The following is a 14,160-nucleotide window of genomic DNA, read 5'->3' as shown; positions in this document are numbered from 1 at the left end:
CAGGGATTACGCCGCTTCGAGTCCGTACTTGGCGGCAAGCTGCTGTTTCAACCGGATGAGCCTGGGTTCGTCCGGCAACTGCGCCAGAAGCGATTGCCACGACAGCCGCCGCAAGAGGTTCGGCTGTTTCAGGGCCTGATGAACCGACGTCCATTGCCAGTGGCCAGTGCCGTCTTCCGCCATCGCCGGATTCCGGGCGTCGTAGACTGTCAGCACATGACCCGCCGCCATGTTGAGGACGCCATCTTCCCCAACACAGACGGCCAGCAGGTTCCGCACCAGCTGGTAGGTCGATGACAGCGGACACGGGCGATGTTCCATGTCCGCGGGCCAGCCCAGCAACGCGTCGAGATGCTGCCAGTATGTGATGCCGGCCTCGGTCAGCGAGCAATTTGTCTGCCGGCCGCGCTGGCGGGAATAGGTGCCGTCGCAAAAACCATGTTCGTGGTTGTTGTCCCTCGGCCTGAGCTTCGGGCGCGAGCACTGACCGAAATCTGTCTCCGCGAACTTGCATTCGACAGCGACGCGGAGTGCACCTCCGAGCCAAACATCGATTGAAGTGGGCCTCGGTTCCTTCAGCGTCGAGATCGTTTTCTCGAGTTCGAGTGGCGTGCCGTCCACGAGCGCTCCAAAGGCCGGCTGCCCATCTTCGGCGGTTATGCCAGCAAGGCAAGATACCTGTCCGCTGATGGCGATGGTGCCGAACACCGACTGCGCCAGCGCTTGCGAACTCTGCATGCTGCGAAACCATTGGTGCCGCAGGCCAGCCGGAACGAGTTCGATGAACTGCTGGCGTTGCGCCGGATCGAGGAGCGGCGGAATGAGAAGATTTTCGTCCGCATGATCGGCGACGAAGACCACAGGGCCAGACTTGGGCCTCTCCTCGAACATGTGGTCCATGTTCGGGTAGAGCTCTTCGCGATAGGACGCGAAGGCGCGTTGCAGTGTGCGCGCATATTTTGCCGCCAGTCCCAGACTTTTGTTCGGTGCCGCCATTGCCGCCTCCCATGAATGTTGGGCGAGCAATAGACCGAAGCAGGTTCAAGCGGTCATAATTATTGAAACGAAAACGGCGCCCGCCCCCTGAGACGGAGACGGGCGCCAGATGTCTTGAGGCTTACTTCGCTGCGAGCTTGGCCGCGATGGTCGCGACATGCTTGCCCTGGTACTTGGCACCGTCGAGTTCGTGCTGGGCCGGCTGGCGGCTGCCGTCGCCCGCGGTCACCGTCGAGGCGCCATAGGGCGAACCACCACGGATTTCATCGACGCCCATCTGGCCCTGATAGGTATAGGGAAGGCCGACGACGACCATGCCGTGGTGCATCATCGTGGGGATGAAGCCGAGGATGGTCGATTCCTGACCGCCGTGCTGCGTGGCGGAAGACGTCATGGCAGAGCCCACCTTGCCGGCCAGTGCCTGCTTGGCCCACAACCCGCCGGTCTGGTCGATGAAGTTCCGCATCTGCGCGGCCATGGTGCCGTAACGCGTACCACAGGCGAAGATGATGGCATCGTAGTCGGCAAGTTCTTCCGGCTTGGCGATCGGCGCCTTCTGGTCCATCTTGTACCATGCGGCCTTCGCGACTTCCTCGGGCACCAGTTCCGGAACGCGCTTCACCTCGACTTCGGCCCCGGCTTCGCGGGCACCTTCGGCGGCGGCATAGGACATCTGCTCCATGTGGCCCCAGGCGGAGTAGTAGAGAACGAGAACTTTCGTCATGGTCTTTCCTTCAGTTTGGATGTTGTGAGAGGGTGATGGGATTGGGCCCAACGGTTGGCACCGGCAGCATTCTGTCGTTCTGCCAGCGAAATCCCGGTCATTAGTGTAACGATTGTCGTTACGGATATAATCAAGACCGTCACCCGGTGCAAGCCTCTTTCACTACGGAATGCGCAAAACCGTGGATGAGTGCCGCCAAGCCTTGAAATTGGCGCCTCCTTTCCGCAAAACACTCTCCGAAGCCTGAAGGAGAAAAAGCCATGGCCGGGACAGATCTGCCCAAGACGCTCGTCGTGGTCGACCACCCCCTGGTGCTCCACAAACTTACCCTCATGCGCGACAAAAACACGCCTTCCGCCGTGTTCCGCCAGCTCCTGCGCGAGATCAGCCTGCTGCTGGCCTATGAAGTGGCCCGCGACCTGCCGATGACGACGCAGCAGATCGAAACCCCGGTCGCGGCAATGGAAGCGCCCATCCTCAAGGGCAAGAAGCTGGTGATCGTGTCGATCCTGCGCGCCGGGAACGGCCTGCTCGAAGGCATGCTCGACCTGATGCCGTCGGCTCGCATCGGCCACATCGGCCTCTACCGCGACCCCAAGACGCTGCAGCCGGTCGAATACTACTTCAAGGTCCCGTCGGACATCGACGAGCGCCCCGTGATCGTGGTCGATCCCATGCTCGCCACCGGCAACTCCGTCTCCTATGCCATCACCAAGCTCAAGGAAAAGGGCGCGAAGGACATCCGCCTCGTCTGCCTGCTCTCGGCGCCTGAAGGCATCAGGCGCGTGGCGGCGGAACACCCCGACGTGCCGATCTATACGGCCGCCGTCGACAGCCACCTGAACGACCACGGCTACATCGTTCCCGGCCTAGGCGATGCGGGCGACCGCATGTTCGGCACCAAATAAGTCGAATTACATCAGCCGTTAACCATATCAGCAAGCGCCGTTAACCGCTCACCAATCACAAACCTTTTCACCCCTATCGTCTTCCCATCGGATTGAATTGGGACGGATGATGACACAGCAGGCCGCAAGCATCGCCGGAACGCCGCGCAACTCGCTCAGTCTGCGGGCGGCAAACGGAGCCCGGCCCCGTCTGCTTCTGGCCGAGGACTGTGATCCGGTTCGCATCGTGACGGCCGCCATGCTGAAGGGCATGGGTTGCGACGTCGATGCCGTCGTACATGGCGAACAAGCCGTGCACTGCGCCGCTGAAAAGAGCTTTGACGTCATCGTGCTCGACATCGAAATGCCGATCATGGACGGCATTACCGCGGCCCGGTCCATCCGCAGGATGGGCGGGCTGGCGAGTGGAACGCCGCTCATGGCGTTGTCAGCCTTCCTGGCGGATTCGGTCCGCACCGGCCATTGGCGCGACACCTTCGACATCGCCCTTCCCAAGCCCGCCAACCGCAACGAATTGCATGAAGCCGTAAAGGCCGCGCTTCACTGGCAGCAGGACAAGGTCCAGGCACCCGAACCGCACCCGCAAGTGATCGATGAAGACCATCTTCTGTTGCTGCGCACGGGGATTACCGAACCGATCTGGCAGCAACTGGCCGAAAACGCCTGCCGCGACATCGAAGTCTGCGCCAACCAGCTTGAACATGTGCGGTCGGGCCAGCAGGACGGCGCAATTCTTCTCTTTGCCACCAAGCTCGCCAACATGGGCCGGACCTTCGCCGCGCCGCGCCTGACCTGGTCGGCCCAGAATGTCCGGCACGCCGCCTCCGAGCAGGACCGGCACGCGGCACTGGAAACGCTCCTCGCCGCCGCGCGCGACACCGTCCTTGGGCTGCGCGGCTGATACATTCAATCTGAAAAGGCAAGGGCTGGGCTGAAAAGGCAAAGGGCGGGAAAACCCCGCCCTCTGTGCCGTCTTTCACCGTTTGCGGCGTCAGCGCGCCGGCTTCTGGTTCAGTTCCGTCTCGAGCGATTTCATCATGTGAAGGAACTCGTTGAGCTCCGGGCTGAGCACCACCTTGCGCTTCGCCGGTTGCACTTGCTTTGTGTCCTGAGACTGGGCCATGTCTTCCACCTTGGTCATGTTTATCATTGTAAGCGATTGAACTTAAAGACACCCTAAGCCAGATCCCCTGAACCGGCCCGGAATGTCGCGTTCATCCTCCATTCATGCGAATTGCATCGTTACATGGTCCCGGCTTGCGGCAGAGGATGGGCGCGATCCGGGCATGATTGCGGCATGATGAACACTGCGTTTACGCTGTGGCGCATTCGACACAGAATTGTGATGGAATAGGTGACAGATGCTCGCGTAAACTGTTTGGGGATATTCCCGGATAACATCTCAAATCAAAACGGAGGTAGCAGGTCTATGGTGGCCAAGGGTTTTGTAAGGATTGTAGCAGCAGGCGCGATGGCGCTTGGATTTGCGTCAGCGGCGATGGCGGAGATGGGTCCGATCGAATCGCGCCAAGCCTGCATGAAGGCCAATGGCAAGATGATGGGAGTTATGGTTCCCATGATGAAGGGCGAGAAGCCATTCGACAAGGCCGCGATCGATGCGGCGATGGCCGACGAGGCAGCCGCGTGCGGCGGCTGGGCCGGATGGTGGGGCGAAGACACCAAGGCTGGTGGCGCGGTCGAGACCTATGCCAAGGATGAAATCTGGACCGACAAGGCTGGCTTTGAAGCGGCCGGCATGGCATATGGGAAGGCCAACGAGGCTGTGAAGGCCGCTGCTGACGAAGCGTCCTTCAAGGCCGCATTCCCGGCTCTCGGCGCGTCCTGCCAGGGCTGCCACGAGAAGTTCCGCCGTCCGAAGGGCTAAGTCCTGAAACTCTTCTCCAAACGCACATTATCGGTCCTGGCGCTGCTCGCGGCGCTGGGACTGTCCGCTGGCTGGGTTCTCAGCACGCCAAAGCCGTTGACGGCCGCCGATATCCCGCAGCACACCGCCGATCTTGCCAATGGCGAGAAGCTCTACAACATCGCAGGCTGCCGCTCCTGCCACTTGCCCGGCGCCGACCTGAAGGACGTCGACCCCGGCCTGCCCGCAGGCGGAGCATCGCTAAAGACTCCTGTCGGCACGTTTTACCCACCAAACCTGACGCCGGACGCCGAAACCGGCATCGGCAAGATGACCGACCTCGAATTCGTCAACATCGTGCAGCGCGGCATCTCGCCCGATGGCCAGAACCTCATTCCGGCGCTGCCCTACACGTCCTACGCCCACATGAAGGTGGAGGACGTTCTCGACATCAAGGCCTATCTCGCCACACTCACTCCCGTGACATCGCCCGCGCGCGAGGCCGGTATTCCAGCAGCCTTTCTCGTTCGCCGCGGCGTGGGCCTGTGGAAGTGGGTCGGTCTCGATACCACGCCCTGGCAGCCCGATCCTGCCCAGTCCGAATCCTGGAATCGTGGCTCCTATCTGGTGAACGGTCCCGGACATTGCGCCGAGTGCCACACGCCGCGCAACTTCGCCATGGTGCTCGAGACGTCGCTTGCCTTCCAGGGCGGGCCGCATCCTGAAGGCGATGGCAAGGTGCCGAGCCTACGCGGCGTCATCGAACGCGGCCGCTACAAGGATGCCGCCGACATCGCTTCGGCCCTCCAGTACGGAGAGATCATGGGCTACGACAAGGTCTCATCCGGCGGCATGGGCAAGGTGCAACAGAACATCTCGAAACTGCCCGAAGCCGACATCAAGGCCATCGGCGAATACATCGCCAGCCTCAAGTAGGCGACAGCCCCGCATCCTGAAGCCAGTGCGAGAGGGCCGCCGCCGTCTCGTCGGGATATTCGAGCGTCGGAAAATGCCCACAGTCGCTCAGTTCCACGTAACGGCCCCTCGGCATCGATGCTGATATCCTGAGTCCATCGGCGGCAGGGGAGAACTGGTCGTGAACGCCCCACAGCATGAGCGCCGGGCATGAAATCTCGTGCAGCCGGGGCCACAGGTCGGCCCGCTTGGCCAAGCAATCGGACTGCCGTGTCATCACACCCGGGCCAACCGTCTCGCACATGTCGATGAAGGCCTGGCGCGTGGCGGGTCCATTGGGACCGGGCAGATGCGCAATCATCTCGCCCATTTCTACTGCAACCTGTGCCGCCTCCCCCGCCCGAAGCCGTTCCGAACGCCTCAGGCCGGCGGCAATATCCGCCACCGGACCTGGACCAGACCCGATGACCACAAGACCCTTCACCCGTTCGGGCGCGGCGAGTGTCGTCTCGAGTGCCACCCGGCCTCCGAAGGAGGTGCCGAGGATCACGAAGTGCTCAGGTGCCTGCGCCAGCACCTGTTCGACGCAGGCCGCAAAGCTATCTCCATCCGCAATGATCGTCGAGGACAGTACATTGGACGGGAGAAGCGGCACGATGGCGGCGTAGAGCCGCTCGTCGCAGCCGAAGGCGGGAATCATCACGAGATTTGTCATGGCCCCTATCCTGCACCGTCATGGCTGCGCAGAAAAGCCCAACAATGGCATTGCCGTTGCAGCACCCCCGTTGCATAGAGGCCACCGGAACAACTCGCAGGAAAGCGGCAGCCCATGAAATCCCTCGACAAGAAGCTGAAGACCATCGCGGCAGGCAAGTACAAGCCCGCCGACTTCATCCTCGCCGATGCCAAGGACCCGGAATATGCTTTCGGCGTGCGCGGCACGGGCGCTGTCGACTATCTCGACCAGTCCGGCCCGCACCGCTCCATCCCGCAGTTTCGCGACACGATCCGCGCCATCGTCAAACAAAAGCAGATGGACATCATGCTGGCCTCCGTCTCGAACATCGAGGCACTGGCCGCCGAGGGCCTGTTCGACAAGTCAGCCGTGACGCCCGCCGTCCGCGCCAACGACACGACCGACATCTGGCTGCCACGCGGAGCCAACTTCTCGAAGGAGCCGTCGCGTCCGTGGCGCACCGCCAACCTGTCGCATGTGCGCAAGTTCTGCGATCTCGGCCTCTACTCGGTCACCTTCAACAACATTCTCGACCGCGACTATGCGAGCGTCGAAGCCTACCGCGAATTCCGCGAGGATGCGGTGAAGAACAAGTTCCGCCACTTCCTCGAAGTGTTCAACCCCAACGCGCCGCAGAACCTCGATCCCGAGATGATGCCGTTCTTCGTCAATGACATGATCGTCCGTGTGCTGACGGGAACGACGCGCGCCGAGCGGCCCTTGTTCCTCAAGATGCCCTTCAACGGCCGCCGCGCCATGGAGGAACTCGCGAGCCATGACCCGGCTCTCGTCATCGGCATTCTCGGCGGTTCCGCCGGAACCACCCGCGATTGTTTCGAACTGCTGTCGCAAGGCGAGAAGTCCGGTGCCCGCGTCGCCCTCTTCGGACGCAAGATCAACCTGGCCGAAAGCCCGCTCGATCTCGTGGCCCTGTTCCGCCCCGTGCTGGAAAGCGCGATCAAGCCGGACGAAGCCGTTCGCGCCTATCACGCAACGCTCGCCAAGAAGAACCTGAAGCCCAAGCGCAAGCTCGAAGACGACATGAAGATCACCGAAGCCGTTCTCGAAGGCTACGGAAAGTGACACGTAGCGGGATCGTCCTTGCCGGGATCGCGGTCCTCGACATCGTCCACATCATCGACCACTGGCCGGCTGAAGAAAAACTCGCCTTCATCGACCGCACTGAACACGCGGCCGGCGGCCCGCCTCACAATGCGGGTGCGGGGCTCCTGAAACTGGGAGCCCCCTTCCCCGTAACCTTCCTGGCGACGGCTGGTGGCGATGCCTATGGCGAGGCCATGCTGGCGAGCGCCCGAAGCTATGGCCTCGATACGTCGCGCGTGTCGATCGTTCCCGGCGTGGTGACGAGCCACACGCATGTGATGTCCTGCGCCGATACCGGGCGGCGCACCTTCTTCGCGCAACTGGGCGTCAACAACCACATGACGGTGGAACACCTGCTGCCGCCCGCCGACAGCAACGCCAAGCTCTACTACCTCGGCAGCCCCGGCGTGGCGCGCGGCCTCGACGAGAGCGACGGGTGGCGGACGCTGCTGCGGGCCGCACGCGAACGCGGCATGAAGACATGCCTTGAACTTTGTCCGGTTCCGGCTGACGTTCTTCGGAAGTTCGTTCCGCCCTGCCTGCCGCTTTGCGATGTCTTCGTGGTCAATGACTACGAGGCGGGCAGCATCACCGGCATCGAAGTCGCCAGAGGTTCCCAACTCGACTGGTCAGCCGCCGAAGCGGCATGCCGCAAGCTGCTCGACATGGGCGTCTGCGAACTTGCGGGCGTGCACCATCCGGACGGCGCTGTCGCCGTCAGGCGCAATGGCGAAGTGGTGAAGAGGCCCTCGGTGAGGGTCGAGCAGCGGGAAATCGCAGGCTCGGTCGGCGCGGGCGATGCCTTCTATGCCGGCGTTCTCTTCGGCATTCACGAGGATTGGCCGCTGGAAAAATGCCTCGACCTCGGCAATGCCGCAGCCGCAACCTCGCTTCGTTCGCCAACCACCTCGGCCTCCATTCGTCCGTGGACGGAGTGTCTGGCCTTTGCCCAGCAAAGAGGTCTCCGCTCCTTTTCAGGCTGATTGGAATTTGGAATGCAGGAGAGCGGCCAGCCAGCTTCGGCGGCCGCTCATCCGCGCAGCTCAGCCCTTCGGCATGATCGGCGGCACGATCACGATGTAAGGCGTCTTCGGCTCCTGTCCCGGCGGCACATATTCGGGCACGGCTTCGCCCGGTTCGCCCAGCGATACAATGTACTGGTAGAGCGAACGGACGTCGCTCTCGTCCATGGCGTGAACATTGAAGAAGGGCATAGGGGGCTTTGCCTGGAATGTCTTCGCGTAGTTGACCCAGGCGTCCTCACTCCCCTTGTCCTTGGCAATGAGGCGCAGGTTGGAAGGGTATGTGGTGCCCCAAGGGCCTTGCCACCCAAGGCCGGTGCCTTTCAGCGCAGCGGCGGGGTCGATCTTGCCTCCTGATTCATTGTAGCCCGCAGTGTGGCAATCATGGCACCCGGCAAAGATCGAAACCTGTTCGCCGCGCATTACGGAAACCTCTGCCGCCGACGCCGTTCCGGCCATGGCCACAAGCCCGGTGAGCAGGATTGTTCCAGTCATCGTGTATTTCATATCCGTTCTCCCATGCAGTTGAGGTGTGTCACTCCATGCTCCCTGTCGCCTCACGAAGTTGTGACACAAAGCGCAGAGTGCCATGAAATCCGGTCATGGCGGAGAGCCGTTCTAGGCATGCAGTAAGCAATCCACTTATCAACACAACTACCGCGATCCTTCCTGAACAAAATCCATTTCTGGAGACCACGATGCACAAGATCATTCTTGCGGCGGCAGCGTCGCTTTGCCTGACGGCGGCAACCGCTTCAGCGGCGAACATTGTCGAGACTGCCAAGTCGGCAGGCAGCTTCGGCACGCTTCTCGCTGCCGCTCAAGCAGCCGGCCTTGCCGATGCGCTCGCCACGGGAGAAAACCTCACCGTTTTCGCACCGACCGACGAAGCCTTCGCCAAGCTCCCAGCGGGCACGGTTGAGAACCTTCTGAAGCCGGAGAACAAGGATCAACTTGTGGCCGTGCTGACCTATCATGTCCTGCCACGCAAGCTCGCCTCGAACCAGATGCTTGCCGGTCCCTTCCACGTCCGCACACTGAAGGGCTCGGGTGACCGAACGCTGGCCATCACCAAGAATGCAAGCGGTGTGACCGTCGACAACGCCACGGTCGTGAAAGCCGACATCATGACGGACAACGGCATCATTCACGTCATCGACACGGTGATGTTGCCGAGCAGGTAATCCATCACATGCCGGATTGATGGGCGCGGCGGAGATCGCCGCGCCCGTGTCGATCAGGCTTCAAACAGAAATCCACCGTGAACCCAACCGGAAAAATCCATTTGTCCGCTCGAGTTGAGAACGGTCACAAAGCGCCAATTGCCATTCGCTTCTTGCACCACGACTTTTGTCCCGTCGGGCAGCGGATCCGGCCTTACCGCGGCATGTTCCATCCCGGGGCCGGAGCGGATATTGAGCCCGCTCGGAGAACGGACGATCATCAGGTTGTCATCCGACTGCGAGCGTCCGAAAACCTTGGCCTTGAACGAGGACATCGTCCATGCAGGTCCCGGGTCGGATTTTCGGCCAGGAGAAATATCATCGTGGCCTACAATTTCATCAATTCCGTAGGCCTTGCAGATGGCCGCCGCCGCATCGATCGAGGATTCGATCTGAGCCTCGGTGTAGATCTCCCATCCGCCGTTTGGCACGCCGAACTTGTGGCGCGCCTCGATGACCTTCCCCGCGTCGACAGGTTGGCCCGTCCATGACACCCAGCCGGACCCTGTCTTTTTGAGCGGACCCCAGTTCTCGATCTCTATCCCGATCGAGAACTTGTTCAACCCGATGAACTTCTTGCCGGTCTTGTCGGTCCAGCGGCTGTCTCCAGCGTGAAATGCAACTTCATCGAACGGCACGCACTGGCTGACCGATCCATCGCGCCGGATGACCAGATGTGCCGATACCTTGGCGGCCGGTTTGGAGAAATAGGCGGCAATGTCGGATCCGGGGCCCGATGCCGTGTAATGAATGACCAGGAACCGGGGATCGAGTTTTCCCCCGACGTTGGGCGACTGCACGAAATTCACTGCTGAGGAATCGTTCATCAGCTTGTGAGCCTTGATCTTGAACGCCATTGGCAGAGTCCTTTCTCATCATGAAAGGTTACGTTACCAGACGGAATGACCTTAGGGAATGCCTCAACGTCAGTGTCGGGAGGTCTGCCTCCTTGCGAGTTGCGCGCGGCCTGACGCTCGCTGAACTCCACAGAAAGCTCAAATTCGGATTTCGCAAAAAGGAGAGCGCGGAAGTTCCCTCCCGCGCCCTGAAATCATTCCGTATGCGGAGCGATTATTCGCCCTGCGGTGCCTCTTCCTCGGCAGGCGCTTCCGACTGCTTCTTGGAAATGTCCTCGCCAGTGGCCTGATCGACCTGCTTCATCGACAGGCGCACCTTGCCGCGGTTGTCGAAGCCGAGGAGCTTCACCTTGACGGCATCGCCCTCGTTGACGACATCCGACACCTTGTTGACGCGCTTCGATGCGAGTTCCGAAACATGCACAAGGCCGTCGCGGGCGCCGAAGAAGTTCACGAAGGCGCCGAAGTCGACAACCTTCACGACCTTGCCGTCATAGATCTCGCCCACTTCCGGCTCCATGACGATGGACTTGATCCACTTGAGCGCCGCCTCGATGGCGGTGCCCGAGGAAGAGGCCACCTTGATGGTGCCGTCGTCCTGGATGTCGATCTTGGCGCCGGTCTTTTCAACGATCTCGCGGATGACCTTGCCGCCGGTGCCGATCACTTCGCGGATCTTGTCGGTGGGGATCTTGATCGTCTCGATGCGCGGCGCATGCTCGCCCAGCGAGGCACGTGCACCCGTGAGGGCATCCGCCATCTTGCTCAGGATATGCAGGCGGCCATCCTTGGCCTGCCACAGCGCGGTCGTCATGATCTCTTCCGTGATGCCGGTGATCTTGATGTCCATCTGCAGCGCGGTGATGCCGGCTTCCGTGCCAGCCACCTTGAAGTCCATGTCGCCCAGGTGATCTTCATCGCCGAGGATGTCGGAGAGCACCGCGAAGCGCTCGCCTTCCTTGATGAGGCCCAGGGCGATGCCGGCGCAAGGCGCCTTCAGCGGAACGCCCGCATCCATCAGCGACAGCGAGGTGCCGCAAACCGTTGCCATCGAGGACGAGCCGTTGGACTCGGTGATCTCGGACACGACGCGGACCGTGTAGGGGAACTGGTCCGTGGTCGGAAGAAGCGGATGGATGGCGCGCCAGGCGAGCTTGCCGTGGCCGATTTCGCGGCGGCCCGTGGCGCCCATGCGGCCCACTTCACCGACCGAGAAGGGCGGGAAGTTGTAGTGCAGCATGAATGTGCCCTTGCTCGTGCCGTCGAGCGAGTCGATGTACTGCTCGTCCTCGCCGGTGCCGAGCGTGGTGACGACCAGCGCCTGCGTTTCGCCGCGCGTGAAGAGCGCCGAACCGTGGGTGCGCGGCAGCACGGATGCTTCCGAGATGACCTGGCGGACCGTCTTGGTGTCGCGGCCGTCGATGCGGTGACCCGTATCGAGGATCGAGTTGCGGACAACGTCCTTCTCGAGATGCTTGAAGGCTTCGCCCACCTTGTTGGCGGGCACGGCGTCCGGCTTGTCGGCGCCGGTCAGTTCCGCCATCACCTTGTCCTTCGCCTTGGCGAGGGCTTCGTGGCGGGCTTCCTTCGTCGTGATGGCATAGGCCGCGCGGACATCCGCCTCGGCAATCGCCGTCACCTTCTGGTACAGCGCCTCGTTGTCGGGCGGGGTGAAGTCACGGGGTTCACGCGAGGAACGCTCGGCAAGGCGGATGATCGCCTCGATCACCGGCTGGAAGCCGCGATGGCCGAACATGACGGCGCCAAGCATGATCTCTTCCGAGAGTTCCTTGGCTTCCGACTCGACCATCAGCACTGCATCCTGCGTGCCGGCGACGACGAGGTCGAGATCCGAGAGCTTCTGCTGTTCGATCGTGGGGTTGAGGATGTACTCGCCGTTGATGTAGCCAACGCGCGCCGCACCGACCGGGCCCATGAAGGGAATGCCGGAGAGGGTAAGGGCGGCTGAGGACGCGACGAGGGCGAGAATGTCGGTATCGTTCTCGAGGTCGTAGGACAGAACCGTGGCGATGACCTGAGTCTCGTTGCGGAAGCCCTCGACGAAGAGCGGGCGGATCGGGCGGTCGATGAGGCGCGAGATCAGCGTCTCGCGCTCGGTCGGGCGGCCTTCGCGCTTGAAATAACCACCGGGGATCTTGCCGGCGGCATAGGTCTTTTCCTGGTAGTTGACGGTCAGCGGGAAGAAGTCGATCCCCGGCTTTTCGTTGCGCGCGGCAACGGCGGTGGCGAGAACGGTGGTTTCACCCAGCGAGGCGAACACGGCGCCATCGGCCTGACGGGCAACGCGTCCCGTTTCGAGGCGCAGCGTCTGCCCGCCCCACGAAATTTCTTCGACGTCGATATTGAACATGTGATTTTCCTTGTCTAGCCCTTCGCCGCCGCTTGATAAACGTGCACCACCACTGTGGACGGCATCCCCGTTGGGCCAGTCTTGAGCCCGGCCCTATTGCCTGACTCTGAGATTGGGGGGACGCGGGCGGCTACTCGGTGTTCCGCCCGCTCGTACTTGCTTCGTGAAATTCGCCTTAGCGGCGGATCTCGAGGCGCTTGATCAGGGTCTGATAGCGCGCGTCGTCGATACGCTTGAGATAATCAAGTAGCGAACGGCGCTTGCTTACCATCGTCAAAAGCCCACGGCGGGAATGGTTATCCTTCTTGTGGGTCTTGAAATGGTCGGTGAGGTAGGTGATGCGTTCGGTGAGGATCGCAACCTGCACTTCGGGCGAACCGGTATCACCCGGCTTCGTGGCAAACTCTTTCACGAGCGCAACCTTGCGCTCAGCAGTCATGGTCATGTTCGGCCATCTCCAGTTAAGGGTTCAAAGGATGAACAGACGCTTCGGCTTGAGCGATCCTTGCTCGACTGCGCCGATGCCGACGGGCTTTCCCCCGCAGGTCACCAGAACCGCCTCATGAGCGATGGGAGCATTCGCGCCTCTGAGAAGGATAGGTTGTCCCTGCCTCAGGCGTTGGGCCTGCATCTCATCAATGGCCAGTGCCGGGATGCCGTCCAGCACGGTCTCGATAGGCTGCAAAGCCCCATTCATGGCGTTTCCGCCGGGGGCCTTATGGCTGAGTTCCTCAAGGTTTTCCAGTGAAATCATGTGCGCTTCGGTAAACGGCCCCACCGCGATCCGGCGCAGCATGGTGACGTGGCCTAGACAGCCAAGCGCCCGGCCCATGTCGCGGGCGAGGGAACGGATATAGGTCCCCTTCCCGCAGGTCACCTCGAACGTGGCATGATCGGGATCGGGAATGTCCGTGAGGCGCAGGTCTTCGATGGTGACCGGGCGCTCGGCCAGTTCCACCGCCTCTCCAGCGCGCGCCAGGTCATACGCCCTCTCGCCATCGACCTTGATGGCGGAGAATGCCGGCGGACGTTGCTGGATGACGCCTGTGAATTGCAGAAGTATCGACTCGATCTGTTCTTTGGTCGGCCGGGTATCGGACTTGGCCGAGACTTCGCCTTCAAGATCGTCGGTCGTAGTTTCCGCCCCCCAGGCCGCCGTAAACCGGTAGATCTTGCGGCCATCCATGGCATTGGAAACAGTCTTCGTCGCCTCGCCCAGCGCAATCGGCAAAAGACCGGACGCCAGCGGATCGAGCGTGCCACCGTGGCCAGCTTTTTCCGCATTGAACAGCCAGCGGATCTTGCCCACGGCCTGCGTGGACGTCATGCCATAAGGCTTGTCGAACACAACCCAGCCATGCACCTTGTTCTTCTGGCGTTTTGTCATTCCCGCCTTCCCCTTCTCCCGCCGCAGGTGGGAGAAGGTGGACGCGCCCCGCG

At 61.7% G+C, this 14,160-nt stretch carries 16 protein-coding genes; 7 read left to right on the top strand and 9 right to left on the bottom strand.

The window, feature by feature from the left end; translation table 11 throughout:
* Positions 1-6: 6 nt before the first annotated feature.
* Together ACEW8Q_RS01140 and wrbA are read right to left on the bottom strand one after the other, a co-directional pair.
* Entirely contained in the window at positions 7-996 is a 990-nt protein-coding gene (locus ACEW8Q_RS01140) for a hypothetical protein (protein ID WP_373502215.1), read from the bottom strand.
* A gap of 121 nt (positions 997-1,117) precedes the next feature.
* The gene (wrbA, locus tag ACEW8Q_RS01135) at positions 1,118-1,720 is read right to left on the bottom strand and encodes an NAD(P)H:quinone oxidoreductase type IV (protein ID WP_373502214.1); all 603 of its coding nucleotides are present in this window, start codon (positions 1,718-1,720) and stop codon (positions 1,118-1,120) included.
* Between the two features lie 260 nt (positions 1,721-1,980).
* On the opposite strand from wrbA, the gene upp reads away from it, so the two are divergent.
* Positions 1,981-2,628: a uracil phosphoribosyltransferase gene (gene upp, locus ACEW8Q_RS01130; RefSeq protein ID WP_373502213.1), complete on the top strand. Its 648-nt coding sequence runs from the start codon at positions 1,981-1,983 to the stop codon at positions 2,626-2,628.
* Between the two features lie 106 nt (positions 2,629-2,734).
* Positions 2,735-3,529 carry a response regulator gene (locus tag ACEW8Q_RS01125; RefSeq protein WP_373502212.1) on the top strand — a complete coding sequence of 265 codons (795 nt, stop codon included), beginning with the start codon at positions 2,735-2,737 and terminating at the stop codon, positions 3,527-3,529.
* A 90-nt stretch (positions 3,530-3,619) separates the two neighbouring features.
* On the opposite strand, the gene ACEW8Q_RS01120 is transcribed toward ACEW8Q_RS01125, so the two are convergent.
* The gene (locus ACEW8Q_RS01120; protein WP_373502211.1) at positions 3,620-3,769 is read right to left on the bottom strand and encodes a hypothetical protein; all 150 of its coding nucleotides are present in this window, start codon (positions 3,767-3,769) and stop codon (positions 3,620-3,622) included.
* Between the two features lie 330 nt (positions 3,770-4,099).
* Here ACEW8Q_RS01120 and ACEW8Q_RS01115 point away from each other — a divergent pair, with 330 nt between their 5' ends.
* Both ACEW8Q_RS01115 and ACEW8Q_RS01110 read left to right on the top strand, forming a co-directional pair.
* Positions 4,100-4,513 (top strand): cytochrome c, encoded by a 414-nt coding sequence (locus ACEW8Q_RS01115; RefSeq protein WP_373502210.1) that lies wholly within the window; start codon positions 4,100-4,102, stop codon positions 4,511-4,513.
* 96 nt (positions 4,514-4,609) lie between these two features.
* Complete coding sequence (locus tag ACEW8Q_RS01110) at positions 4,610-5,428, top strand: cytochrome c (RefSeq protein ID WP_373502209.1); 819 nt, start codon at positions 4,610-4,612, stop codon at positions 5,426-5,428.
* Here the strand turns inward: ACEW8Q_RS01110 and ACEW8Q_RS01105 are convergent.
* A complete protein-coding gene (locus tag ACEW8Q_RS01105; protein WP_373502208.1) occupies positions 5,421-6,122 on the bottom strand; it encodes an alpha/beta fold hydrolase in 702 nt (233 codons plus the stop codon). The two genes, ACEW8Q_RS01110 and ACEW8Q_RS01105, sit on opposite strands and share 8 nt — an antisense overlap.
* A 114-nt stretch (positions 6,123-6,236) precedes the next feature.
* Between ACEW8Q_RS01105 and ACEW8Q_RS01100 the strand changes: the two genes are divergently transcribed.
* Together ACEW8Q_RS01100 and ACEW8Q_RS01095 are read left to right on the top strand one after the other, a co-directional pair.
* Positions 6,237-7,226, top strand: a complete 990-nt coding sequence (locus tag ACEW8Q_RS01100; RefSeq protein ID WP_373502207.1) for a hypothetical protein — start codon at positions 6,237-6,239, stop codon at positions 7,224-7,226.
* Complete coding sequence (locus tag ACEW8Q_RS01095) at positions 7,223-8,230, top strand: carbohydrate kinase family protein (protein WP_373502206.1); 1,008 nt, start codon at positions 7,223-7,225, stop codon at positions 8,228-8,230. Before ACEW8Q_RS01100 ends, ACEW8Q_RS01095 begins: the two co-directional genes overlap by 4 nt.
* A gap of 60 nt (positions 8,231-8,290) precedes the next feature.
* Here ACEW8Q_RS01095 and ACEW8Q_RS01090 read toward each other — a convergent pair whose 3' ends face one another.
* Positions 8,291-8,776, bottom strand: coding sequence for a c-type cytochrome (locus ACEW8Q_RS01090; protein ID WP_373502205.1), 486 nt, complete (start codon positions 8,774-8,776; stop codon positions 8,291-8,293).
* Between the two features lie 191 nt (positions 8,777-8,967).
* On the opposite strand from ACEW8Q_RS01090, the gene ACEW8Q_RS01085 reads away from it, so the two are divergent.
* Complete coding sequence (locus ACEW8Q_RS01085; RefSeq protein WP_373502204.1) at positions 8,968-9,453, top strand: fasciclin domain-containing protein; 486 nt, start codon at positions 8,968-8,970, stop codon at positions 9,451-9,453.
* A gap of 53 nt (positions 9,454-9,506) precedes the next feature.
* Here ACEW8Q_RS01085 and ACEW8Q_RS01080 read toward each other — a convergent pair whose 3' ends face one another.
* The 4 genes from ACEW8Q_RS01080 to truB form a co-directional block, all read right to left on the bottom strand.
* Entirely contained in the window at positions 9,507-10,349 is an 843-nt protein-coding gene (locus ACEW8Q_RS01080) for an N-acetylmuramoyl-L-alanine amidase (protein WP_373502203.1), read from the bottom strand.
* A 214-nt stretch (positions 10,350-10,563) separates the two neighbouring features.
* Positions 10,564-12,720, bottom strand: coding sequence for a polyribonucleotide nucleotidyltransferase (pnp, locus tag ACEW8Q_RS01075; RefSeq protein ID WP_373502202.1), 2,157 nt, complete (start codon positions 12,718-12,720; stop codon positions 10,564-10,566).
* Positions 12,721-12,895: 175 nt separating this feature from the next.
* Positions 12,896-13,165 carry a 30S ribosomal protein S15 gene (rpsO, locus tag ACEW8Q_RS01070; protein ID WP_373502201.1) on the bottom strand — a complete coding sequence of 90 codons (270 nt, stop codon included), beginning with the start codon at positions 13,163-13,165 and terminating at the stop codon, positions 12,896-12,898.
* Between the two features lie 24 nt (positions 13,166-13,189).
* Positions 13,190-14,107, bottom strand: coding sequence for a tRNA pseudouridine(55) synthase TruB (gene truB / locus ACEW8Q_RS01065; RefSeq protein ID WP_373502200.1), 918 nt, complete (start codon positions 14,105-14,107; stop codon positions 13,190-13,192).
* Positions 14,108-14,160 lie beyond the last annotated feature (53 nt).

It is taken from the genome of Aestuariivirga sp. (genome assembly GCF_041738905.1).
GTDB lineage: Bacteria > Pseudomonadota > Alphaproteobacteria > Rhizobiales > Aestuariivirgaceae > Aestuariivirga.
This window is presented reverse-complemented; position numbering and strand designations above follow the sequence as displayed.

Bases quoted from the DNA above. Each gene is read 5' to 3' on its own strand.
- ACEW8Q_RS01115 (WP_373502210.1), top strand. From the start codon at position 4,100: ATGGCGCTTGGATTTGCGTCAGCGGCGATGGCGGAGATGGGTCCGATC.
- ACEW8Q_RS01125 (WP_373502212.1), top strand. From the start codon at position 2,735: ATGATGACACAGCAGGCCGCAAGCATCGCCGGAACGCCGCGCAACTCG.
- ACEW8Q_RS01120 (WP_373502211.1), bottom strand. From the start codon at position 3,769: ATGACCAAGGTGGAAGACATGGCCCAGTCTCAGGACACAAAGCAAGTG.
- rpsO (WP_373502201.1), bottom strand. From the start codon at position 13,165: ATGACCATGACTGCTGAGCGCAAGGTTGCGCTCGTGAAAGAGTTTGCC.
- pnp (WP_373502202.1), bottom strand. From the start codon at position 12,720: ATGTTCAATATCGACGTCGAAGAAATTTCGTGGGGCGGGCAGACGCTG.
- truB (WP_373502200.1), bottom strand. From the start codon at position 14,107: ATGACAAAACGCCAGAAGAACAAGGTGCATGGCTGGGTTGTGTTCGAC.
- ACEW8Q_RS01085 (WP_373502204.1), top strand. From the start codon at position 8,968: ATGCACAAGATCATTCTTGCGGCGGCAGCGTCGCTTTGCCTGACGGCG.
- upp (WP_373502213.1), top strand. From the start codon at position 1,981: ATGGCCGGGACAGATCTGCCCAAGACGCTCGTCGTGGTCGACCACCCC.
- ACEW8Q_RS01090 (WP_373502205.1), bottom strand. From the start codon at position 8,776: ATGAAATACACGATGACTGGAACAATCCTGCTCACCGGGCTTGTGGCC.
- ACEW8Q_RS01105 (WP_373502208.1), bottom strand. From the start codon at position 6,122: ATGACAAATCTCGTGATGATTCCCGCCTTCGGCTGCGACGAGCGGCTC.
- ACEW8Q_RS01080 (WP_373502203.1), bottom strand. From the start codon at position 10,349: ATGGCGTTCAAGATCAAGGCTCACAAGCTGATGAACGATTCCTCAGCA.
- ACEW8Q_RS01140 (WP_373502215.1), bottom strand. From the start codon at position 996: ATGGCGGCACCGAACAAAAGTCTGGGACTGGCGGCAAAATATGCGCGC.
- wrbA (WP_373502214.1), bottom strand. From the start codon at position 1,720: ATGACGAAAGTTCTCGTTCTCTACTACTCCGCCTGGGGCCACATGGAG.
- ACEW8Q_RS01100 (WP_373502207.1), top strand. From the start codon at position 6,237: ATGAAATCCCTCGACAAGAAGCTGAAGACCATCGCGGCAGGCAAGTAC.